Below are 23,128 nucleotides of genomic sequence, written 5' to 3'. Positions count from 1 at the left end.
GGTTCATAGATGCTCAATTTCTCCATTGGTGCTCACTGTTTTAGGGTGAGCATCTATGAGTTGGGGTGAGCATCTATGGTGTTCGGGAAGCATCCAGTACCATTTCGCACCTGGACCAAACCCCTCTCGCTTTGCCTCTACCCCGGCTTCACGCTTGGCGCGTCGAAGGGTTGCCGCACTAATACCGTTTTGTTCGGCCTGCTGCTTCACTTCTTCCGCCAGCATTGGGCCGTCAGCCAATGCTTTGCGTAACCAATCCACAGCATCATTTCGTTCGTTTCTATTACCGCCTTCAATGCGATCGCTTGCCAAGGCATCATCGGCGCTTAACGCCACCGGGTCTGCTTCCCACGCTACCACTGGGCAACCGATCAAACCCACAGGTTCGATCCGATATGCCAATCCGCCGGTATCCGGCGCGATGTTATTTTTGATTGGCAGTAGCAACCGCCTGAGCGGGTCGTTTTTGTCTTTGCTTACTGCCCATGCCGCACGCGCAGCAGCAGCAAACGCGAGCGAACCCATAGCCCGGTAGATCGCCGGACCGAATCCGCTCTTGTTCAAGTGCGTTACCGCAACCACCGCAACCCGATGCCGCGCCGCCAATTCACCAAGCGGGGCCAACAATCCGCGAATCTCTGCATTCTTATGCGAATCCACGCCACCCAAGTACGCCGTTACAGGGTCAATCACTACAAGCCTGCAATCTCCTACCAATTTGATCGCCACTTCCAAATTTGGCAGGTCACGGGAAAGGTTAAACATGCGCTCAGTGCCGCCAACTGAACGGATTGCCTTCAGCGCCTGAATTCGGCTCACATTCGCATTCGCTGCGTCAAGCCGTGGCCGGATTGTGTCCGCTAGATCATCTTCTGCGCTCAGTAACACAATGCCGCCACTTGGATTGGCTTCATTGGGTCGATCGGGCCAAGGCATCCCATTCGAAACTCTCGCCGCCATGTCCAAGGTAAGAAATGATTTCCCTAAACCCGGATCGCCAGCAATCAGCGTTAGTTTTCCAAGTGCGATTCGACCGGGCCAAAGCCATGCGACCTGTTCAGGCTCCACATCCGAAAGCCTCACAATGATTGGTTCAGATCGTCCATATTGCGATTGCGATTGATTTTCGGATGGTTGCCAGACAGGCGCTGCCCCGGCCAAACACGCCACTTCGTCGCGCAGTGATTCTGATTCGATGCATTCCCGCGCTTCGATCCAGTCGAAAATATCGCCTCCCTTTGGCAAATCCGGCAGGGTCACAATTCGCACAGTGCATCCCAAACCATGCAGAATGCCCGCCACATTCGCAGCGTAAATCTCGCCGGCGGAATCGTTATCCGGCAGAATCACTACATCTTTGCCGGCAAGTGGTTGCCAGTCTGATTTCGCTGCGCTCTTTGATCCATGCGCGGAAGTGGTTGCGATCAATTCGATTGACCGTGCCGCTTCCGCCGCTTTTTCACCTTCGCATACATAGACTCTCGCCGCGTCTTGCAATTCCGGCAAGCGATACAGCGGCAACAAACCAGGGGGATCGGCAATGATGAATTTGCCATCGTCGCACTTGTGAATCGGGCGGAATTGCTTTGACCCATCTTTCAGATTGAACCGGCAAACAATGAATGCTTCTATGCCTTCGCTGCGTTCATAGGACCAATGTTTCACAAATTCTCCGCCTGTAAATTTCGTTGCCGCTTCAATCGCTGCTTCTAGTGTCGAATAAGTCCTGGAATTCTTAGCCGGTTTGGTTTTCACGCCGGCAAGGTTTGCATGTCGATCCGGCTCACCATCACGCCGATACACCGTGCCGCCGTCATCATTTCGCTTCACTAATTGCCAACCAGCCGGCGGATCGCTGATTCTCATGCAGCGCACAGCGCCATTTTCCGATTGAGCGCACCAATCCGGCTTGCCACAGATCGGACATGGAAGTGACTTGTTCACGGCAAGCCAATCACCTTGAGAGGCTTTCATTCTTGACCTGCCTTGCTCGCTCGCGCAGTCAGCCACGCTTCCAATTGCGAAACTTGGTAGAGGACGCATGTACCTATCCGCACGGATGGAATCACCCCAGTCTTGGTCAGTTCCCAAAGTTTCCTTTGACCAATTCCCAGCGCACGGGCCGCTTCCCTTGGGCGAAGTGCAAGGGTTGGAGAAACTTGCTTTTTTGATTCATTGTCCACGGCACACCGCCTTTGCCGACCTGATCGAAAGCGCGGACAGCACTTCTTCGGATTTGTAACGAATGACTTTGGGTGACAGCCGCAATGAAGGGATGACTCCCCGCCTCGCCCACGCTCGGACCGTATCGGTTGAAACGCGCAAACGCTTTGCCAACTCTCGGGCCGTCAACAGATCAAATTCCTGATTCATTGAAAATGCTCCTAATGGGAAACCGAATTGGCTTCCCTTTGGAGTCATCGCATATTCAAGAATTACAGCGCATACAAGCGCATACCCCGAAAGAAACGAGGGTTTTTAAGCGCATATCACGCGCTATTAGTCGTCGTCATTTTCCCTCGCCCGATCGCTCGGGCGCGGGTTTCGCTTATCGACTCTAGGCCCTAGATTCAGCCGCCCAGGGTCAACCGTCATGGGCCGTTTGATCTTCCCTGCTACTTGTTCGGCCAATTTGTCCACCCCATTTGCTTCCGCGTGGACTTTGGCGCGGGCAATCATCCTCGACACTTGCCCTTGGTTGTAGGTCTTACGGTGTTCCTTGTTCAATGCTTCTGCGATTTTGCCTTGAGTCATCCCTTGCATCATTGACAATTGCCACGCTTGCCGATCATGCGGCCCCAGTTCAGGCAACTGGCGGCCTTCGTTCCCTGTGGGCAGTCCATCCGCTTTGGGACTCAAACGCGGCCGCAACCAATCAATCGCCGCGACCAGCGTGGGGCCGGCGTCGATCGTGCTTGACCACCAATCGGTAAGTTGGGAATTTTCCAGTGGCGACCCTCGGACACCGTATTGCTGGAGAACATGTTGCAATTCGGTCTTAGTCCTGTTCGCAAAGATTTTGCTCGGACACCCGCTGGGGAAGCGTTCATCCAAAGTCATAGATGCACCATTTTTCAAAGGGAACACTCGCCACCTCACTTTGGCGAGCCGATGATTCAAATGCCCCGGCCACGCTAGCCAATGCAGCAACCAGGACGGATCGGACGCGCCATTCTCGATTGTCGGCGCATCACTGACGCCAACGGCAAAGGCGTCGGGCAGGACCGTAGCGACGCGACTGCCGATCAAACCCCAGAGCGTTTCCCACAGTCGTTTCCAGTCGGCGCTGGATTCCGTATGCGGCTCAATGGGCCAAAGCAAGGTGTGAACCGATCCGTGGCCGTGGCGATGCCACATTTTCAACCCTTTGATACCTGCTTCGTCGTCACCGGGACAAGGAATACCAAGCAAGCGCAGCGTGCTCCGAATGTCACGCGCATCGTCGAACGATGCGGTTAATAATTCCTGCGCGCCCGGCACCCCTTGACTTGGGATAAAAACAAGCGTGTGCTGCATCTTTGGATTCGTCTTGGAAAATTCCCGCGCATCCTCGCGTAAATCGTCCCATTCGCTAGGTGTCATGCACTCTCCTTTAGTGGCCGGCCAGGCGTGGCAGCGGGGAGAGTGAATCGCCGCAACCACGCCCAGCCGTTCGCGGACGATCAATCCGCTACCTCATTTCAGTGATTTTATGGCGAGTCAACGGGGATGCAATAGGCGATATCTGAAATTAGAAAAAGTGCATGAAATGGATACCAGGCAAATTGATCGCATACCCTGATTCGACCATGAATCACACCGTCCAGGAAGCCATTGAAGGTGAAATTTCGCCTCTCAAGTTGTGCTAAGCGTGAACATTTCCCGCTGAAAATGCAAAAAAAGAACCTTCGTTATCCTTTCACGCGCGCAGTGAGAGGCATCCACGGTGGCAGGGAGAATCGGATTTATTTTTTGCCCTCCCCGGCTGTGCGCGGCTTCCCCTACCCCCACTGAAAGCGCGCTCTTTACATGGTTCCCCCCCACCCCCCTGGAGGGATTGTAAGAGTTGCGCCTTTCAAGTGCAATAATTCGGGCTTGCCCCCAACAAACTCGATACCGCTTCATGGCTCATCGTAGAGACCCCAAAAGCATTATTTGCGTGGAAGGACCCGTTCCACTTGCAGACATTGCACGGGTGAGCCGCATTTTGACCTATAAAGTGCACCCGCCCCTACCCCAATAGGGTATTGACCAATGTTGCCATTGCAAGGGTTCGTGCCTTGCGATTTGTCTATTGGCAGGGGCCGAAGTCGAGAAGCATCGATCCGCCATCAGCATCATCTACTTCACCAGAGCCGTCAAGGTCGCTTGGACAGCCTCCGCATGGACCAAAGTCGAGAGCGGTTGCGGATAAGAAACTCTTCAGCGGGGCAATCCATTGCTGAGATGCTGTAGACCGTTTTGGGCATCTAAGCATTGCTTTATTTATGGCGTGGCAGCCGACATCGTCATGGAATTTCCCGACGACATGCGGGCTGAGACCACTAGAGGGGTCGTGCGAATTTTCTCGCCACGACCTCTGCGCCCACCGCCGCTGCGCTTGGCGAGGAAGTACGATCCAATGACTAACAACGCCGCGATGGCCTGTGCCGCAAGCCCTTCCACATTCGGGAAAATCGCGAACCACATGCCCATCCATTCGGGCAGCGGCAGCCCGACCGGAGTCGTCTTGATCCATCCGGCTTGCTGCAGTTCCTGTGCGCTCTCGCCGACCATGACGAGCAAAACGGCACCGAGCATGATGCCGGTGGCTATGAGCATTTTGCGATAGGGCAACTTGCGCTGCGCGACAAATGTCAGCACGGCCACGATCCCTGTGAGTCCAAGCCCGATCGCTGTTCCAAGCAGCACCGGCGATTCGCCCGCGCGCAGGCGCAGACTCTGCAGGAACAGCACGATCTCGAAACCTTCGCGGTACACCGCCGTCACGCCCAGCAGCACCAGACCCCAGAAGATCGCGCGCTCGCTGCGTGCCGGCTCGTGAATGATCGCCTGCTTGCGGCGCTCGTGCATGCAGATCCACCCAGCCCAGTAAAGTTTGTGGAAGAACCAGTTCATGATGACCAGCAGGACCACGATCGCGAGCAGGCCAGTCGCCGCCTGCACATGAAGGGCGGGGGCGTTAATGCTGTCGATGATCGCGACCACGATGAACCATGTGGCCACCGACGCGAGAATCGACAGGCCCGCACCCAGCGCCACCGGCTTGGCGTATCCGCGGCCCGAGCGCACGAGGCTGGCTGTCAGCGCGGCGAGCACGAGGATCGCTTCCAGTCCCTCGCGGAAGACAAGGATGCCGGTGTTCATCACGGCGGCGGCGGGCGAAATGTTCTCCGCCAGCGGATCAGGGTTGCCGCCCGATGTGACTCCCTGCCAGACCAACACGCCCAGGATCACCACCGCCGCACCTGTGACCAGCAATGTGCGAACTTTGCTTGTTCGCTGGCATTCGCCTGGACCGCACGCGGTCGGACATTGCGATTCGGTCGAGCAGGGAGGTGAAGGCAAGTTATCCATGAACAAAGCACCTTATTGGTAGGCAGACATCGCGATGGGCAATGCAAACCAGTTGAGACGCCGTCCCAACGACACCCAATGGTAGCGGCTTGGCCGCTGTCTAAATTGCCGGCGAACCAACCCCTCTCACCATCGCCACTATGCCCGCCCGCAACGCTGGGGGAAGGTCAGGCCAGGCGGTTACAACCGCTGCCAAGTCCGGGTCAGTGGGGGCATTTGTCACTGTTGGAGTAATGGAATCGCTCCCAAGTGCGCCGCAATTTGCGCCGCCCGAAAGTGATTCTTCTACATTTCCCGATGAATTCGCTATAGGTTCGAATCCCCCACCGCCCATTCTTTGGTTTTGCGGGCAATCACGCCTGAGCTGCTCCGTTGCCAAACGAGGAGTTCCATGAAATTCACCACGCGCACTTTTGCCACCTCGCTCCTCGCAGGCGCCGCCTCGTTGTTCCTCTTCATCGAGCCGATCCAACCCGCCGCGGCCGCCAGCGCTCCTCCGCCCAGCGCCCCGGCCGGCACGAAACCCTTGTCGACGCCGAGCGGTGTCCGATCTCCTCCGCGCCGTCCGGTGCGCAAGGGAGCCATCACGCGCTCATCCCCGCGGGCCATCGAACCAACAGCGCCCGTTTCGCCTGGCGGCGCCACCACGGTGCCGGCTGTCGGCAACGAGAGCGGAAGCGCGACCATCCCGTCGGCTGCGGCGATCGAGCGGGCGCTCTCCATGCCGGAGAACGCGGACCTGCGCGCCTGGTATGAATCCCAGCGCGATTTCACTTCTCCGCGACACCGAATCCGCAGCCTGCCTTTCGACCAGTGGAGCGACGATCAGGCGTGCATCGTGCGACGCGACGGAGACACCAAGTTCCTCCGCAACGGATGCGCTGCCGAAACCTTCCGCATTTCGGCCTCGATCGACCAGGCCTGGGCCGACGCGCTTGAGCACTATTTCGGCTATCCCGAGCAGGTGCTGGACAAAGTGGCCTATCGGCCCGGCGATGGCTCGCTTGCCGCGATCGAATACGCGGTCGCGCAGTCCTTCGCGCAGCACGGCATCCTCTGCTCGGCGGAGCGCATCGCACCGGACCATCAATGGATTCTCGACCGTTCGGCCGCCGCGTTGCGACCGGTGGCCAAATCCATCATCGACGCCTACTGGCACGGGACGAGGGTCTCCTTGTCCGCGCGTCAGCGCATCGAGGCGCTGGCCAGCTATGTGCAGAACGCCGTTCCCTACCGCAAGGTGGACGATGGCCGCAACGACTTCGTCAAGGACGGCAAGGCCCGCTGCGGCCTGCGCACCCCGGCGGAAGTGCTGCTCGATGGCGGCGACTGCGACTCCAAGAGCCTGCTCCTGGCGACATTGATTCGCAGCATCGATATCCAGACCCCCGTGGCACTGGTCTACTGCATGAATGCCGACACGCCGCACATGTGCCTTGCGGTCGGATGCGATGCATTGCAGGGCGAGCAGTGCATCTCCGTATTGGGCACCCCCATGGTGCTCATCGAGACCACATCAGACTGGGACATCGGCAATGTCAGCGTGAATCTGGACGTCAAAGACGCCGAAGCTCAGCCCCTTCGATAAATTCCAGAATCCACTTGACATAGTATCAAAGTATGATACTATGAATCCATGCTTGAAATCAGCCTGGATTCGCCAATTCCACTGGGTGATCAGATTGTCGCGGGCATTCGACACCTGATCGCCAGCGGCCAATTGAAGCTTGGCGACGAGCTCCCGCCTGTCCGCCAACTGGCATCGGATCTGGGCGTCAACTTGAACACCGTCGCCCGCGCCTACCGCGAACTTGAGACTTCAGGTCTCGCCGTCGCCGCCCGTGGTCGCGGAACGCGCGTCACGGCCGTTTGCGAGGCTCCCGCGGGAGATCGCTCCGCCGCCGCCCGCAAGGAAAGCGCAAAGTCCGCATCCACTTCATCGATCACCACCGCGCTGAATGAAGCCATCGGCCGCATGCTCACGGATGCCAAGCTTTCAGGCTTTTCACCTGACGATGTTCGTTCCTGCGTGGAACGAATGATCCCCCGCTATTGGCCAGGCGCCGCATCCGATTCATCCGCCCCTCGCACAGGAGACCGCCCATGAGATGGTTTGACCTCTTTTTTCCCGTGGCCATGATTGCCTTTCCCTTGGTGTTCGTCCTTTGCTCGCCACGCGGACCCGCCGACGCCGTCACAACGGACTCTCTCGCGCGTGCCCGCGGCCTCGCGCTGGCCCTCCTGGTCGCCACCATCATCTGCCTCGGCGGGCATCTATTGCTCTGGCTCGGCCACGTTCGCTTTCTCTTCATCGACTTCTGCTTTTTCTTTCCACTGTGGTTCGGCATTGCGATGCCGGCATTGGCGGCTCGAAATCCCGACCTGGCGCATGCGCACCCCGTCGGCTCGACTGTGCGGCGCGCTTCACTGGTGCCGCGCGATCAATCGCCCCTGGCCCCCCGTTCGCTGTGGACCCTCTCCATCGCCCTTGGTGCAGCTTGCCTGCTGGGAATTGCGCTGCGACCATGGAGTGCATCCTTCGCGGCCTTTTTCGAAGCGATTGGTCTGCCCGGACCTGGCCCCTTTGACGAAGCGGCACAATCCCTGTGGCTGAAGGCGCTGGCCATCCAAGTGACGCTTCTGACCCTGACCTTCACGGTTCTGCATGGCAGCCTGGGAATGCTTCGCCGCGAACCCGAGCCCTTGGACGCGCGATCCAGTCCCGAGCTTGTGCGCAGCTATGCCGCGCTGCGCCAATTCAAGGCGCACGCCATGATGCTGCTCTTTGGCGTCGGCGGCAATTTGTTCTTTGGTCTTGCGATGGTGGCCCTGGCCTGGGTGGCGCCCGGCAGCCGCGAGCAAACGATGGTGCTCGCCATCGGCGGCGCCACCGCGGGCTCACTGCTTGGCATTGGCGGCGGCATCATCGGCACCGTGGCCAGCATGCGCCGCGCGAGGATCAACGCGCTGATTCGCTCGCTGGACAACGGATAAACGCCGCGATTTTCAAAGTCCGAAAAGAACCCTATGCGTTCGTGAGTTATGGACTGAATTGACGGGAATTCCGGGGAAAATAACCCGTTTCTCATTTAAAACCTTTCATTTCATTTCTCTTGCGTCATTTCGATGGCATCTGTGTGTGGCAGTCGTGACCGGCTGTTTCGTTCCTTTCGACCGGTTCCCCTTTTGCAAAGAAGCCACACCATGAAACCAATGATTCGTTCCGCCTCCCTTCTCCTCGCCTCCTCAATCTGCGCCGGCGCATGGGCGACCACAGTTGATGTGCAGGAGATCGGCATGGGCGCTTGCGAAGTCGTCAGCATCCTGTCGCCCGGCTACAGCGGCGGCGTCTACTCCGGCCAGCAGGTCCTCAACGTGACCAACAGCAGCAACACGTCGGCCTTCGCCAACGGCAGCTACCTGGTCTATTGCGGCGACGTCTACCAGTTCAGCCCGGGCGGACCGAGCCCCTACAGCGTGGTCGCCATCGACCTGATTCCCAACGCCGCTCCCATGGGCGCGGCCAAGGCAGCGGCGATCGCCGACCTCTACGCGTTCGCCAATGGAGCTCAGTTCAGCGCCAACGCCGCCTACGCCTGCGCCTTCCAGCTGGCCGTCTGGGAAACCATCACGGACTTCGGCGGCCCCCTGGGCGTCGGCAGCGGCGCCTTCCAGGCCACGGGTTATTCCGGCGCCGCCGGCGTCTACCTGGCGAATCTGCTCGCCGCGGTCGGCTCGGGCGGAAGCGCGAACCTGGTCGGTCTGCAAAGCCCCTCCTACCAGGATTACATCGTCGAGGTTTCGGGCAATGTCCCGGGCCCCGGCTCGCTGGCCTTGGTGGGCATGGGCGGCCTGCTCACCATGCGTCGCCGCCGCGCCTGAGTCGCGGTCGACCATTCATGTGCAACCCCGCGAGGGACGGCTCAGTCCGTCCCTCGCTTCTTTTTTGAATCGCATTCATGTGATGCGGCGGAAGCGCATTCACGCCGGGGATCGCGTCACCCTTCGAGGCGAATGACAAAGGGTGCAATGGCCAGGCCCGCGCACACCGCGATGAGAATGGTGTTGCTTTCGATGACGTAGGGCAGCACGATCAGGCCGAAGCCCGACACCAGCGGAATCAGTTTCTGTTCCTTCTTGCCGTAGATGATGTACGCCAAGCCGACAATGCCCGCGAAGATGTTGATGGCGAGCGAGGTCGGGTCGAAATTCAAACTAGGGTGTCCTCGCGGCGCGGAACCCGAGGTAGTTGACGGTCAGGGTGGGCGCAAAGTAACGGCGCATCGACGCGCGGCATCCCACCGAGCGACTGTCCCAGGAGCCGCCGCGCAACACATGCCCATTCCATTCGCCCTTTTCCGGCCCCGCGGGATCCACCACGCCCGAAGCGCAGGCCGAGTAGTAGTCCCCCTGGTACCAGTCCGAGCACCACTCCCACACATTGCCGATCATGTCCTGGAAACCCAGTGCGTTCGAGGCCTTCAGTCCCACGGGATGAGTCCTGTCCGCGGCATTTTCTTCGCTCCATGCGATCGATTCGATTTCGCCGTAACGGGATTTGGGATTCCCGGCCCGGCAGGCGTACTCCCACTGCGCCTCGGTGGGCAGCCGCAGGCCGGTCTTCTCGCAGAATTTCTGGCAGTCATCCCATGAAACCTGCTCCACGGGCAGAACCAGCTCCTGATCCTTTTTCTTCAGGCTTGCCGAATCGCTCTTCATCTTGTCGGAGATCAAGAACTTGCTTGGATTGTTCAGCATCACTTTCCGCCACTGGTCCTGCGTCACTTCGGTGCGGCCGAGGTAGAAGGGCTTGGTGATGGTGACCTCGTGAGCGGGATGCTCGGTGTACTTGTACTCGGGATATTTCTCGGCAAGAAACTTCTCCATCTCGGCAGACTCGTCGTCGCCGGGACTGGCGCCCATCATGAACTTTCCCGGCGGCACCAGCAGCATCTCGATGCCGCTTGCCTTGTCCTTCACCCGCCAGGGCAGGCCGGTGGCGGCGATGCGGCTGAGCAGGTCAGCATCGGTGACGACCTTGGGATCGGGCTTGGCCTCCAGCACCTCGGCCCAGGCCAGGTCGCCGGCGGCGCCGGCTGTGGCGGGAACGGCGGGAGGAGTTGTTTCAGGCTTCGCGGGGGCCGCGGCATTGGTGCCGGGCTTCGAAGGAGCGGTTGCTGGAGGCGCCGAGGGTGCCGCCACAACCACCGAACACGCCATCAACAACGCTGACAATGAAGTCTTGAAGTTCATCCCGCGATGATACAAGGCTTGATGCCGGCGGAACTCCAGCGTGTCAGGCATGCTTGGTGGTTTCAGTCGCATGCGCCGCGGGCTGCGGCGATTGAACCGACGCGTGCAATGGTGGCGGAGGCGGATTTTGCCCGGCCGCATGCTGATGCGCCGCCGGATGCGCGTTGGGAAGCAGGTCCTTCGAGGGAAACCTGGGAGTTCCATCGGCAAGCGTCTCCGCGAGGATTCTCAACTTGCCCTCCGTGTCGAGCCAGGCCACGCCCGCCTGGCCATCGGCGTAGGTTCCCGCGTTGAGCCGCATCTTCTTGTCCTTGTCGCGCCATCGCACCACCGCGGCGCCGTCGGTGTCGGTCGACGCGCTGATCCGCTTGTTCCCCGCCTTGTCGCTCCAGCCCACTCCCGCGTGGCCGTCGGCGCGGGTGACCGCGATGATCCGCTCCTTCCCATGCTTGTCGAGCCAGGACACGCCCGCGTGGCCGTCGGCGTGGGTTCCCGAGCTCATCCGCAACTTCTTTTCCTTGTCGCACCAGCGGACGACGGCGGCGCCGTCGGGAAGCGTGACCGCGTCGATCCGGACATCCCCGTCCTTGTCGAACCACACCACGCTCGCGGTGCCGTCGGGAAGCGTGACCGCGGCGATCCGCGGCTTGTTGAAAATGTCGTAGAGCTGCAGCACGGCCTGGCCGTTGGGCAGCGTGGTGGCGTTGATCCGCATGGTGCCGTGCTGGTCCACGATCTTCCAGGACTTGCAGGTGATGTTTTCGAAGGAACCCGCCTTCAACTTGTCCAGCTCGGCGCGCAACGCGACCTTGTCGGCCTGAAGCTGCAGAACCGCCGACTCCAATTGCTTGAGTTGCTTTTGAACATGATCCATACGCGCAACCTCCGATCTTTCGAGAGTGGTCACCGCACTACATCATTCCAGATTCTTCTTCGGCCCCAACGAACCGCCGACCATCGCCGGCGGCGACGCAACGTCATGCCGCTGCTTCATGGTACCACGCATGAGGCCTTTGGAACAATGCACGGGTCCTTGCCCCAGGCGTGTCCGTTACGATGGATCCATCATGGGATCAATCGCCGTCGCCTGCTTCAAACCGCGTCCGGGGTGCGAACAAGAATTGCTTGAGCTGGTGCGCGATCACCATCGTTCGCTTGACGCCGAGGGCCTGGTCACGGCCCGCAAGCCGATCGTGATGCGCACCGCGGACGGAATCATCATCGAAGTCTTCGAGTGGGTCTCCAAGGAAGCGATCGCCGGAGCACACACCAACCCGGCGGTTCTGGCTCTGTGGAAGAAATACGAGGCGGTGTGCTGGTACGAGACGCCGGCGAACATCGCCGAATTCCAGAACATGTTCTCGCACTTCGAGCCGATCTAGCGGCGCCGGGAAGCCATTGAACATCGACCGGGCTCACAACTCTGTTCCCGAACTTTCGGAATGGGAAGCCGACGAAGCCGATCGCCATGGCCATTGATGTCGCACCGCTGTGGGAATTTTCCGATCCGGCGCTCAGCGAGAGGCGATTCCGCGACGCGCTTGAAAACGCGTCGGGCGACGACGCCTTGATCCTGCAAACCCAGATCGCCCGAACGTTCGGCCTGCGAAAGCAATTCGTCCCGGCGCGGGAACTGCTGAAGGACCTTGAACCCAAGGTGGCCGCCGCGGGCTTCGAGGCGAAGGCTCGCCACGCGCTTGAGTTTGGAAGGACCCTGGCGTCGGCGGCGCACCCGCCGGAATCGACGACCGCGGAGGAGAGGGAGCAAGCCCGGGCCTGGTATGAGAAGGCGTTGCAACACGCGACCGCCGGTGGATTGGACGGATTGGCCATCGACTCGATCCACATGCTTGCTTTTGTCGACACCGCTGCGGCCGACCAGCTCACATGGGGACAAAAGGCGCTCGCCATCGTCCAGGCGTCCGCACAACCCGCGGCCAAGAAGTGGGAAGCCTCTGTGCGAAACAATGTCGGCTACGCGCTGCACAGGGTCGGCAGGCTCGAGGAAGCCATGGCGCAGTTCGAGCAGGCGCTCCGCATCCGGGAACAGGGCACGAACGAGGAGGCGATTCGATCCGCACGATGGATGGTGGAGTGGACTCGTCGCGCCATGGACCGGAAGCACCATTGGGAGCAGATCTACAGGACGAAGGACCACCGACAGGTCAGCTGGTACGCCGATCATGTCCAGACATCCATCGAACGGATTCGCGATCTCAACCTCCCCAAAGGGTCGCCACTCCTTGACGTGGGCGGCGGCGCCTCGACGCTGGTCGACGACCTCGTGGGGATGGGTTTTACGAATGTCACCGTGATGGATCTCTCGAGTGCGGCCCTGGAGATCGCCCAGTCGCGGATGGGTTCGCGTGCCACAGCCGTTCACTGGATCGAGGGCGATCTGCTCGCGCATGACTTTGGCGGAAGCCGATTCAGCCTCTGGCACGACCGCGCCGTCTTCCACTTCCTCGCCGACGAGGCGGACCGGACGAGCTACCGGGATCGGGCCGTGCAGGCGCTGGCGGCGGGCGGCTTTCTGGTGCTGAGCGTTTTCGCGGATGACGGCCCCTTGAAATGCAGCGGGCTGGAGATCAAGCGACATGGCGAGCGCGAGATCGAGGATTTTTTCGCAGAGCACTTCAAACCCGTCGCCGCCCGACGCTCCGTGCATCTCGCGCCCGGCGGTGCGGAGCAGAGGTTCGTCCATCTGGTCCTGCAAAGAAAATGACAGGCTCTCACGCAGTGCGACGGAAGTACTTCTTCACCAGGAGCATGTAGCCCAGGAGCGGCAGCACGAAGATCAGCGAACTCCAGACCAGCGAGTCGCCGCTGAACCACGCGAACTGCTTCGCCTGCTCGATCTGCTCCGGAGTCAATTCCATCAGGCGGTAGACGTCTTCCAAATTGTGGCGCGAATAGGTGATCGCGTTGGAGATGGCCATCAGCACACTGCCGGCCACCACCAGCCACCATGCCCGCACATCGAGCTTGTAGGTGGCGCGGGCCGCCCAGCCGAAGATGACGGCCATCACCACATACGCCAAGGTGCCTGCCGCACCCGAGAGAAAGTCGCCGAAGAAGGGAAACACGCTGCGGTAGGCCAGCGGCATGAGCAGCATCATGGGCGCCGTGGTTCCCAGCCAGAGGCTGACCGCCAGCACGGGCAGCGGGCAGCGGTCGGTCCATCGCTGCACCGGATCGCGCGCCTCGCAGGTCGCCTTCACATGGCGGCTGCGGTAGAAAAGAAAGTAGCTCAACGGCAGGATGAGGAAGATCACCGCGAAGACTGCCCCCATGACGACGGCCATCACCAGCAGCGCTTCCGGCGGCAACTTCTGTTGATTGGACGAACCGGCGGACTGCATCGCCTCCATGAACTGCGGGAAGACCAGCATCAAACCGCCGAGGATGAAGATTCCCGAAATCAACCACACCACGGAAAGAATGAGCAGCAGCGCCCTTGCCCAGCGACGAGCCCGGATGGAGCCGATGCCCAGCCAGATCAGGACCACGGCCATGGCGCCGTACATGACCGAGACCGGCCACGCGGGTTGCGTCGGCGGCGGCGTCTTGCCGGCCATCCCCACCAGCGTTTGCGCCACGAGCATCATGAGGGCGAAGAGCGCGCAGAGCCCGCCCAGCAGAAGGGTGACAATTCCAAAGAAGATCAGGCCCGAAGTGCGGCTTTTGAATGAAGGGGTCCCGGATGCGTGATCGATCTCATTCATGGTGTTTATTTGTACCACCTATCGGTAGGCGCACACCCGGTTGCGACCGGCGTCCTTGGCCTTATAGAGGGCACGGTCCGCCCTCTCGATCAGGACTTCGAGCCGCTCCACTCCCTCGGCCTTGGCGGCCACGCCGATGCTGACGGTGACGGAGGCCTTGTGCTCCTCGCGCTGGAAGGAGCTTTCGGAAATTTTCTTGCGGATGCGCTCGGCGATCTGCTCGGCGATCTTCTCGTCGGCTTCGACCAGCCCGATGACGAACTCCTCGCCGCCATAGCGGCCCAGGATGTCCGCCGGCCGCAGCAAATTGTGCATGACCTGCACCACCTGCTGCAGCACGAAATCGCCGAAGCCATGGCCGTGCTTGTCGTTGACCTGCTTGAAGTGGTCGAGGTCGACGAAGAGCACGGTGAAGGGACGGTGGAAGCGTCCGCTGCGGTGCCACTCCTGCTCCAGCGCCTCCATCAGGAAGCGCCGGCTGTTGACCTGCGTCAGGCCGTCCAGGCGCGAAACCTTCTGCAGCGAGTGCTGGACTTCGGTGAGCTGTTGCAGGGCGTTCTCAAGCTGCTGCGTCGCGGTCTTGTAGTAGGTCTCCACCACCAGTCCTGAGTCCAGCGTGAGGATCTTCTTCAGCGTGGTCATCAGTGCCATGAGCTCGCCGGATTTCAATCCGCCGATGGCGGCCAGGCGGCGGCCGATGATGTCAAAGAGAACCGATGAGGCGCCGAGATACCAGTTCTGCTGCAGCCCGGCCCGCTCAAGATTCACGCCGATCTGGAGCCGGCCCTCGAAATAGTCAAGTCGATTCGATTGCAACCCCATGCTGAGCAGGTATTTTTTCTGCGCCGCCTTGAGCCGATCCAGAACCGGCGGATCGCCCAGGAACCGCTCCAATTCGCCGTGGCGCAGCAGATGGTCGTAGAACTCGCTGACGATGGCGTCGAGATCGTCGCGAATGACCTCATGGATCCGGGCCAGACGGGTCTCGTCCTCCGCCGTGATTCCAAGGAAGGCCCGCTGCGCTTCGATCTCGTGGGGCGTGATCTGAAAGAGCTCACACAGCGGATGGTTGGGCATGGATTCTGGCATGTCGCGATGGGCACAAGCGAGCGTATCCGAGGCCGGAGGATAGCGGAATGCGAGGTTCGGTCTAGTATCGGGGCCATGAAGCCGACTGCGGAAACTCCGGCCGGGCAGTTGAGGAAGTTCATCGACAAGTATGAGCCGACGACCGCCGCGTTGGCGCGATCGACCCGCGCCGCGCTGCGCAAGCGCCTGCCCACTGCCCTCGAGCTGGTCTACGACAATTACCAGTTCCTCGCTCTCGGCTTCAGCGCAACCGAGCGCGCCTCGGACTGTGTGGTCTCGCTGGCCATCTCGCCCAAGGGAGTCGCGCTCTCGTTCTACTACGGCGCTTCGCTGCCCGATCCGAAGAAGATCTTGCTTGGCGCCGGCAATCAGAATCGCTTCATTCGCCTGGAGAGCGCCGCGACGCTGGCGATGCCTGCGGTGGAAGCCCTGATCCGCGCCGCATGCGCCATCGCCAAGACGCCGCTTCCCAAAACCGGGAAGGGTCGAACCATCATCAAGTCGGTGTCGGCCAAGCAGCGCCCCCGCCGTCCCGCGAAGAAAGCGATGGCCAAGAAAACCGCCGCTTCAAAGCAGGGCAGGTGATGAGAAACCACGAGGTCCCGGGAAGGGATTCCTCGCTCCGCAAGCGAACTCCCCGCTGGGCGGTCTACCTGATGCTGCTGGTCGTCGCGCTGCTCTATCCGGTCATGGCGTGCGTGGTGCCGTGGCTTCTCTCGTCGCTCACGCCGCGTTTCGGCTGGACGGAGAACGACCCCGCGACTGGGAACCTGCTCGGGCTGATTCCGATCGCGATCGGCGTCGCCGGGCTCATCTGGGTGTTCAGCGCAATGCTGGCCAAGGTCTCCGACCTGCCCGAGTTTGTGGAACTGGAATGGACCTCGCAGATTCTCATGACCCACGGCCCCTTCGCCATCTCGCGCAATCCAATGTTCGTCTCCGGAGTGACCCTTTTCCTGGGATGGTCGATCTTCTACGGAAGCCTGCTGATCCTGGGCGTGTCGATCGTCCTGTGGCTCTGGACCAACGCCGTCAAGGTGCCGCGCGAGGAGCGGGCCCTGGAAGCCCGCTTCGGCGATGCGTTTCGCGATTACAAGCAGTCGGTTCCGCGCTGGCTGTGAGATGCTTCGAGTCTGGTGTCCGGTTGCCGCAAGCCGCTAGGGTTCGCCGTGAAGCAGCTTCGTCGCGCGGGCAAGCAGACGCTGGACGACCGGGTGCATGACGCGACGATGCGCGGCAATCGCGTAATACGTCTCGCGCACCCCGTGGATCCGCCCGACGCGCATGACTCCGAATTGCGATTTCACCTCCGCTTCGATCGTTGCGTTCGCCGGAAACGCGGCCAGTCCGCCGCTCCCGAAGGTCTTCATCAACTCACGATCCTCGAATTCGGCAAGCACGGTCGGCACGACGCGGCTGGCCTCGAACCAGCGGTCCAACGATTCGCGCAGCATGGTGCTCCGGACCGGCAGGTACATCGGTGCGCCATGAAGGGACCGCGGAAAGCCCCGCCGGAGTTTGCGCGCCATCGCCGGCCTGGCGTAGAGGGCGATGTCGGATTCAAGAACCGGATGGCTGATGGTCCGGACTTTTCCGCTGGCGGGATGGGGCCGGTCCGCGATCACCAGATCGAGGTGGAAGAGGCCAAGCTCCGCGAGAAGCTCGTCGATTCTCCACTCGCGGCACACCAGCCTCACATCGGGATCCTCCTGAAGAAGCGGCTCGAGTAGTTTTCGAATGATCGGCTTCGGCACAAAATCCGAAGTTCCCACATGCAGCACTCGCGCCTGGCCCGTGAACCGGCCTGCCAGCGCGTCGGGAATCTCCTCGGAAATCCGGAACATCTCGTCGGCGTGCTGATACACGATCTGCCCCGCCTCCGTGAGCTCGATGTTGCGTCCGCTTCGCGCCAGCAGCGATGTGCCGAGCTGCGCTTCGAGAGCATGAATCTGGGCGCTCACCGTCGGCTGGGCCAATCCAAGTTTCCGGGCGACCTTGGTGAGATTGCAATGCTTGCCGACGAGCCAGAAGTAGTACAGGTGGTTGTGGTTCATGGCGGAATCAAGGATGGAACGAACGGAGTACGCCGACGGCCTTGGCTCACAACAGGTTTAATCTATTGGTCCGGGAGGTTGGACCGAATTAGGATCGGGCGTGGATTCGTTTACATGCTACACATGGCTGCACTGGCTGCTCTCGAACGGCCCCCCGGGATGCCCGCTTGATGCGAAGCGTGTGCGGAGTCCCTCTTGGTCGATCGAGTCCATCGACGATGCGACGTCCATGCATCATGCCCCTGATGGCGAATCCACCACGAAGGCTCCCTCACTTCGACCGACCTTGATCCATCCGGAACAGGGACGCCCGGAATCGCCTCTCGACGGATCACGCCGATCGGCCTAGGGGATTCATGCAAGAGGATCTTTTCAACCGCCTGACCTCGCTCGCCCGGACCCCGCAGCTGCTCGTGGCCTGCGACTACGACGGGACTCTCGCGGAAATTGCCGCAGACCCGGCACGCACGATTCCGAACGAGGCGTCACTGGATTCTCTTCGCGCGTTGGCAGAGCTCGAAGGCACCTGGGCTGCAATCGTGTCGGGCCGGTCGCTGAAGGACCTCGCCGCGTTGGTCCCCCTCGGCCGATCGGTGATGATGATCGGATCGCACGGAGCGGAATGGAAGAACCCCGGTGTGCCCCTTTCCCCAGAGCAGCGGGACCGGCTTGGACAGGTTGCCGGGATCCTGGCCGATGTCGCTCGCAAAACCAAGGGCGCGTCTTTCGAGCTCAAGCCCGCCGGCGCGGCGCTGCACGTCCGCGGCGCGACCGGCGATAGCGGCGACGCGGCGATCGCCGAGGCCGTGTCCCAGTGCGAGGTTCTGTCCGGGGTGTATGTCCGTCACGGCAGCAAAGTCGTTGAGTTCGCGGTTGTCGAGACCAACAAGGGAGATTCGGTCCGCCGGGTCCGCTTTGCCACCGGAGCAACGTCCGTGATTTTTCTGGGGGATGACCTCACCGACGAGGATGTCTTCAAATCGCTCGACGCCAACGACGTGGCGGTCAAAGTTGGGCCGGGTGAAACCGCTGCGCGGGACCGGGTTCCGGGCATTGCCGATGTCGCCGAGATCCTGCGAGAGCTCGCTGCGCTGCGGGCGCGCTGGATCAGGGAGCGGAACCTCGTTGCGCTCGACCAATGCGCGATCCTGTCGGATCAGCGAACGATGGCCGTCGTGTCGCCGGGCGCGAGGATCTCCTGGCTCTGTCTTCCACGACTGGATTCCACTGCAATCTTTGCCGAACTTGTCGGCGATCCAACGGCGGGGTTCTTTGAGGTCGCCCCCGCCGGAGGCGGCGAACCGCTGCGCTGCGGCTACGACGGAGATTCCTTCGTCCTTGTGACCGAATGGTCGAACCTGCGCGTGACCGATTATCTCGACTGCTCCGCTGGGCGGGCGTTCCAGAAAGCCGGCCGGACCGACCTGGTGCGCCTCATCGAAGGCACGTCCGCAGCTCGCATCCGATTCGCCCCGCGCCTCGAATACGGCCGGATTGCGACGCAACTTCGGGCGCGTGAAAACGGACTTGCCATCGAAGGGTCCAACGACCCGATCGTCCTGCGCTCCCCCGGCGTGCCATGGACCATTGTCGGTGAAGGTGTTCACCATGCCGCCGAAGCCATGGTCCATCCCTCCGAGGGACCGGTCGTGCTTGAACTGCGCTATGGAACCGCCAGCATGAACGCGTTGGCGGAGGAAGAACTCCAGCGGCGGGAGCAAAGTCGCCGCTTCTGGTCCGGCTGGGCGGGCACGCTCAGGCTTCCGGCCCAATGCCCCGAAATCGTCAAGCGCAGCGCGCTCGTCCTCAAGGCGCTCTGCTACGGACCGACGGGCGCCATCGCCGCCGCCGCAACAACCAGCCTGCCCGAGCAGCTCGGCGGCATTCGCAACTGGGACTACCGCTACTGCTGGCCGAGGGATGCATCGAAGACCGCGGCGGCTCTTGTTCGGCTGGGCAACACGGGGCATGCGCTCAAGTTCCTGGACTGGATGCTCGAAGTCGTGGATCACTGCGAGACTCCGGAGCGGCTGCATCCCATCTACAGCCTTTCCGGCGGACACCTTCCTCCCGAGGCCGAACTCAGCCACCTCGCGGGGTTTGCGCAGAGCAGGCCCGTGCGCATCGGGAACGCCGCCGCGAACCAGGTGCAGCTGGATGTCTTCGGCCCCATCGTGAATCTGGTTGCCATGCTCGTCGAGCGGGGCGCTCCGATCGCGCCGGACCACTGGCGGCTGGTGCGGTCGATGGTCCGCGCGGTCGAGAGCCGCTGGAGAGAGCCCGACCATGGAATCTGGGAAATGCGGTTGGAGCGAAGGCACCACGTCCATTCCAAGATCATGTGCTGGCACACGATCGACCGGGCGCTTGTGGTCGAGGAGGCGGTCTGCGGATCGCGCAATCCGGAATGGATCGCCCTTGGAAATTCAATCCGCGAGGAGGTCCTGGTCCGGGGATGGAGTCAAACGCTTGGCGCGTACTCCGGCGCCTACGACCACGACTACCCCGACGCAGCCGTGCTGAAGATTGGCCTGACGGGACTCATCGATCCGAAGGATCCCAGGTGGATCGCAACTGTGAACGTGGTGTCGGGCCAGTTGCGCTGCGGGCCGACGGTGCGCCGGTACCGCATCGACGATGGGCTTCCCGGCGCGGAAGGCGGCATGCACATCTGCACGGGATGGCTGGTCGAGTCGCTCGTCACGCTCGGTCGCATCGACGAGGCGGCTTCGTTGTTCAAGGATTTCTCGGCGCTGGTCAAAGGCCCGGGAATTTTGACGGAGCAGTTCGAACCTCGGCACGGAAGCGCCGTCGGAAATCTGGCCCAGGCCTATTCGCACCTCGCCTTGATCGACGCCGCCATGGCGCTGGATCGGGCGGGCACATCTCAGCAAAGGAGCCCGGCATGACCAAGACACGAAACCCCTTCATCTCAAAATCCCTCCGCTTCGGGCTGGTCATTGCGGCGTTCTCGGCCATCGCCACCGGACTGGTGTTCTGGATCCAAGTCGAGGGCGAGCACCACCGGGGACTCCAGGATCTCACGCGTCGAGCCCAGCTTCTTGGTCATCGCGTGGCACCCATGGCTCGACTCGCACTTGATGGCGATGATGCGAGGGCTGCTTCCGTGATTGACGACCGCTTTGACGGACACTCGCGACTGCTTGGCATGGCGCTCCACCGGCCGGATGGAAAAATGATCGCGTGCGGCCAGGGTCTCGCCGAGATTTCCGATTCGTTCACGGACTCCGTCAAACAAGGGCTCGCCTCGAAATTGGAATCGACCAAGATTCAACACGACGGCGGCGGCAGCACGCATGTGCTTGTGCAGCCGCTCATCGACGAGAAGGGCGATCTCAAGGGCGCGGTCGTCGTGCTTCACGATGCTCTCTACCTTGAGGAGCGCATGACCCGCGGCATCCTGAGTGGATTGCTTTGGTCGGTCGGAATCGGCCTGGGCATGTTCTTCATCACCACGGGACTGGCGTGGCTGGTGTTTGAGCGTCCGCTTCACAAGCTCGCCGAATGGATGCGCCGCCTTCGGTTCGGCAACACGCCCGAACTGCCGCCGCGCGGCCTGCCCGTGGGCCGACTCGCCGACGAAACAGTGCACTTGGCCGCTTCGTTTCGCGCTGCCCGCAGCAAAGAGCGCGAAGAAGCACAGGAAGTCGTCCGCTCCGACAAGGCTTGGACGCGCGATCGGCTTCGCGCCCACGCCATCGACGCGCTCGGCGGGCAGCCGCTGGTGGTCGTCAGCAACCGCGAGCCCTACATGCACCAGCTTCGCGACGGCAAACCCACACTGGTCCGACCGGCGAGCGGTTTGGTGACCGGACTGGATCCCGTCCTTCGCGCCACCGGTGGTTTGTGGGTCGCCCACGGCGCCGGCGATGCCGATCGACAAACCACCGACGCCTCAGGTTGCGTGCCGGTTCCGCCAAGCAACCCCCGCTACACGCTGAAGCGTGTTTGGATCACGAAAGAGGAGGAGCAGGGCTACTACTACGGTTTTTCAAACGAAGGACTCTGGCCGCTCTGCCATCTCACCCATGAACGCCCCGTCTTCCGCACCGGCGACTGGGATCAGTATGTGCGTGCCAACCAGCGGTTCGCCGCCGCTGTGCTTGAAGAAATCGGTTCCGAAAAAGCGGTCGTGATGGTCCAGGATTACCAGCTCGCACTCGTGCCCGGCATGCTCAAGTCCGCACGGCCCGACCTTCGCGTCGGACTTTTCTGGCACATCCCCTGGCCCAATGCCGAGGCGTTTCGGATTTGTCCCTACCGCGTTGAATTGCTTCAGGGAATGCTCGGGGCGGACCTGCTGGGGTTCCACCTCCAGCAGCATTGCAACAATTTTCTCGACACCGTGGACCGGATGGTCGAGGCCAAGCTCGACTGGGATCGGTTCTCCGCTGAGATCAAGGGGCATTCCACCCTGGTCCGGCCGTTCCCGATCAGCGTGCAGCGGTGGTCCGAGCGCGGCGTCGCGTCGGGGGAGCTGCTCGCGGCCGAGATTGCCCTGCTCCGCCAGCAACAACAGCTTGGAAGCTGCGCGATCGGCGTCGGGGTCGATCGCATCGACTACACCAAGGGCATCGCCGAACGGCTCCGCGCCATCGAGCGGCTCTTTGAAAAATACCCGCAACACCGCGGCAAATTCACTTTCGTCCAGCTGGGCGCCCCCAGCCGCACGCACATCCCGCGATACCGGGACCTGGTCACGGAGCTGGAGGAGCTCGCGGATGCGATCAACTGGAAGTTTCACGCCGACGGCTGGAAGCCGATCCACTTCCTGGTGGACCACCACGAAGGCCCGATGGTCTACGCGTTCCTCAAGATGGCTTCGGTCTGCATCGTCAGCTCGCTGCACGACGGCATGAATCTGGTCGCAAAGGAATTCGTCGCGGCCAAGGCCGAATCCGGCGATGCCGAATCCCCGGAGAGCGAGGAGGGCGTGCTGGTGCTTTCGGAATTCGCCGGAGCGGCGCGAGACCTGCCCGAGGCGATCATCATCAATCCCTATGACACCGAGGAGTTCGCCGATGCAATCCACCAGGCCATCGACATGGACCCAAGGGAGCGACGCCAGCGCATGACGCGAATGCGGATGCGCATCGAGGAATTCAACATTTACCGCTGGGCCGCCGATTTTCTGACTGCGCTCTCGCAGTCCAAGGGGCGATTGGAACCAAGTGCCGCAAGCGAAGCATCGCACAGTTGATGGCGCCCACGTTGGTTCGACGCAGCTTGCAGTCGCATCTTAGGACACCGTGCATTGCATCTGGCGCGTGGCTCTGAAGTTATTTGGAACGCACGAGTCGCCGACCATCCGATTTTCATGCACGCGGTGTAGGCCGAGCATTACACTCTCCACACATGCCTCCGCAGACCATCGGCTCCTTCCAGATCCTGCGCGAACTCGGTCGCGGCGGCATGACCGAATCGCTGGTG

21 protein-coding genes are annotated in these 23,128 nt (G+C 61.4%); 10 read left to right on the top strand and 11 right to left on the bottom strand.

The features are described from left to right. Nucleotides 1-3 precede the first annotated feature (3 nt). The 5 genes from K8R92_01070 to K8R92_01050 all read right to left on the bottom strand — a co-directional run bounded on the left by K8R92_01070 (nt 4) and on the right by K8R92_01050 (nt 5,556). Nucleotides 4-1,974 carry an AAA family ATPase gene (locus K8R92_01070; GenBank protein MCE9618485.1) on the bottom strand — a complete coding sequence of 657 codons (1,971 nt, stop codon included), beginning with the start codon at nt 1,972-1,974 and terminating at the stop codon, nt 4-6. Next, on the bottom strand, nt 1,971-2,183 hold the full coding sequence (locus tag K8R92_01065) for a helix-turn-helix domain-containing protein (GenBank protein ID MCE9618484.1): 213 nt from the start codon (nt 2,181-2,183) through the stop codon (nt 1,971-1,973). The genes K8R92_01070 and K8R92_01065 overlap by 4 nt, the downstream gene beginning before the upstream one ends. Beyond that, the gene (locus K8R92_01060) at nt 2,173-2,373 is read right to left on the bottom strand and encodes a helix-turn-helix domain-containing protein (protein ID MCE9618483.1); all 201 of its coding nucleotides are present in this window, start codon (nt 2,371-2,373) and stop codon (nt 2,173-2,175) included. Before K8R92_01060 ends, K8R92_01065 begins: the two co-directional genes overlap by 11 nt. A gap of 126 nt (nt 2,374-2,499) precedes the next feature. After that, complete coding sequence (locus K8R92_01055; GenBank protein MCE9618482.1) at nt 2,500-3,582, bottom strand: hypothetical protein; 1,083 nt, start codon at nt 3,580-3,582, stop codon at nt 2,500-2,502. Nucleotides 3,583-4,464: 882 nt separating this feature from the next. Further along, entirely contained in the window at nt 4,465-5,556 is a 1,092-nt protein-coding gene (locus tag K8R92_01050; GenBank protein MCE9618481.1) for an FTR1 family protein, read from the bottom strand. Between the two features lie 391 nt (nt 5,557-5,947). Here K8R92_01050 and K8R92_01045 point away from each other — a divergent pair, with 391 nt between their 5' ends. The 4 genes from K8R92_01045 (at nt 5,948) to K8R92_01030 (ending at nt 9,438) form a co-directional block, all read left to right on the top strand. After that, nucleotides 5,948-7,144: a hypothetical protein gene (locus tag K8R92_01045; protein MCE9618480.1), complete on the top strand. Its 1,197-nt coding sequence runs from the start codon at nt 5,948-5,950 to the stop codon at nt 7,142-7,144. A 48-nt stretch (nt 7,145-7,192) separates the two neighbouring features. Continuing rightward, complete coding sequence (locus tag K8R92_01040; protein ID MCE9618479.1) at nt 7,193-7,663, top strand: GntR family transcriptional regulator; 471 nt, start codon at nt 7,193-7,195, stop codon at nt 7,661-7,663. Continuing rightward, nucleotides 7,660-8,550, top strand: coding sequence for a hypothetical protein (locus K8R92_01035; protein ID MCE9618478.1), 891 nt, complete (start codon nt 7,660-7,662; stop codon nt 8,548-8,550). The genes K8R92_01040 and K8R92_01035 overlap by 4 nt, the downstream gene beginning before the upstream one ends. Before the next feature lie 219 nt (nt 8,551-8,769). Next, nucleotides 8,770-9,438, top strand: a complete 669-nt coding sequence (locus tag K8R92_01030; protein MCE9618477.1) for a hypothetical protein — start codon at nt 8,770-8,772, stop codon at nt 9,436-9,438. A 116-nt stretch (nt 9,439-9,554) separates the two neighbouring features. Here the strand turns inward: K8R92_01030 and K8R92_01025 are convergent, their stop codons facing one another. Genes K8R92_01025 through K8R92_01015 form a run of 3 tightly spaced genes read right to left on the bottom strand, consistent with a single transcriptional unit; the run spans nt 9,555 to nt 11,683 of the window. Further along, nucleotides 9,555-9,770: a hypothetical protein gene (locus K8R92_01025; GenBank protein MCE9618476.1), complete on the bottom strand. Its 216-nt coding sequence runs from the start codon at nt 9,768-9,770 to the stop codon at nt 9,555-9,557. A gap of 1 nt (nt 9,771) precedes the next feature. Continuing rightward, nucleotides 9,772-10,809, bottom strand: a complete 1,038-nt coding sequence (locus K8R92_01020) for a formylglycine-generating enzyme family protein (protein MCE9618475.1) — start codon at nt 10,807-10,809, stop codon at nt 9,772-9,774. 43 nt (nt 10,810-10,852) lie between these two features. After that, nucleotides 10,853-11,683 (bottom strand): hypothetical protein, encoded by an 831-nt coding sequence (locus K8R92_01015; protein MCE9618474.1) that lies wholly within the window; start codon nt 11,681-11,683, stop codon nt 10,853-10,855. A gap of 193 nt (nt 11,684-11,876) precedes the next feature. Here K8R92_01015 and K8R92_01010 point away from each other — a divergent pair, with 193 nt between their 5' ends. Then, the gene (locus K8R92_01010) at nt 11,877-12,191 is read left to right on the top strand and encodes a hypothetical protein (protein ID MCE9618473.1); all 315 of its coding nucleotides are present in this window, start codon (nt 11,877-11,879) and stop codon (nt 12,189-12,191) included. 86 nt (nt 12,192-12,277) lie between these two features. After that, a complete protein-coding gene (locus K8R92_01005) occupies nt 12,278-13,534 on the top strand; it encodes a methyltransferase domain-containing protein (GenBank protein ID MCE9618472.1) in 1,257 nt (418 codons plus the stop codon). A 7-nt stretch (nt 13,535-13,541) separates the two neighbouring features. On the opposite strand, the gene K8R92_01000 is transcribed toward K8R92_01005, so the two are convergent. Both K8R92_01000 and K8R92_00995 read right to left on the bottom strand, forming a co-directional pair. After that, nucleotides 13,542-14,534 carry a hypothetical protein gene (locus tag K8R92_01000; protein MCE9618471.1) on the bottom strand — a complete coding sequence of 331 codons (993 nt, stop codon included), beginning with the start codon at nt 14,532-14,534 and terminating at the stop codon, nt 13,542-13,544. An 18-nt stretch (nt 14,535-14,552) separates the two neighbouring features. After that, nucleotides 14,553-15,623: a diguanylate cyclase gene (locus K8R92_00995; GenBank protein ID MCE9618470.1), complete on the bottom strand. Its 1,071-nt coding sequence runs from the start codon at nt 15,621-15,623 to the stop codon at nt 14,553-14,555. A gap of 75 nt (nt 15,624-15,698) precedes the next feature. Between K8R92_00995 and K8R92_00990 the strand changes: the two genes are divergently transcribed. After that, nucleotides 15,699-16,208, top strand: coding sequence for a DUF1801 domain-containing protein (locus K8R92_00990; protein ID MCE9618469.1), 510 nt, complete (start codon nt 15,699-15,701; stop codon nt 16,206-16,208). After that, nucleotides 16,208-16,744, top strand: a complete 537-nt coding sequence (locus tag K8R92_00985) for an isoprenylcysteine carboxylmethyltransferase family protein (protein MCE9618468.1) — start codon at nt 16,208-16,210, stop codon at nt 16,742-16,744. Before K8R92_00990 ends, K8R92_00985 begins: the two co-directional genes overlap by 1 nt. Nucleotides 16,745-16,780: 36 nt before the next feature. Here K8R92_00985 and K8R92_00980 read toward each other — a convergent pair whose 3' ends face one another. Further along, complete coding sequence (locus K8R92_00980; protein MCE9618467.1) at nt 16,781-17,677, bottom strand: LysR family transcriptional regulator; 897 nt, start codon at nt 17,675-17,677, stop codon at nt 16,781-16,783. 356 nt (nt 17,678-18,033) lie between these two features. Here K8R92_00980 and otsB point away from each other — a divergent pair, with 356 nt between their 5' ends. Together otsB and K8R92_00970 are read left to right on the top strand one after the other, a co-directional pair. Next, on the top strand, nt 18,034-20,586 hold the full coding sequence (gene otsB / locus K8R92_00975) for a trehalose-phosphatase (GenBank protein MCE9618466.1): 2,553 nt from the start codon (nt 18,034-18,036) through the stop codon (nt 20,584-20,586). After that, nucleotides 20,583-22,898 carry a trehalose-6-phosphate synthase gene (locus K8R92_00970; GenBank protein ID MCE9618465.1) on the top strand — a complete coding sequence of 772 codons (2,316 nt, stop codon included), beginning with the start codon at nt 20,583-20,585 and terminating at the stop codon, nt 22,896-22,898. Before otsB ends, K8R92_00970 begins: the two co-directional genes overlap by 4 nt. The last annotated feature ends 230 nt before the right edge of the window (nt 22,899-23,128 follow it).

The sequence above is a fragment of the Planctomycetota bacterium genome (genome assembly GCA_021414025.1).
Lineage (GTDB): Bacteria > Planctomycetota > Phycisphaerae > Phycisphaerales > SM1A02 > SYAC01.
This window is presented reverse-complemented; position numbering and strand designations above follow the sequence as displayed.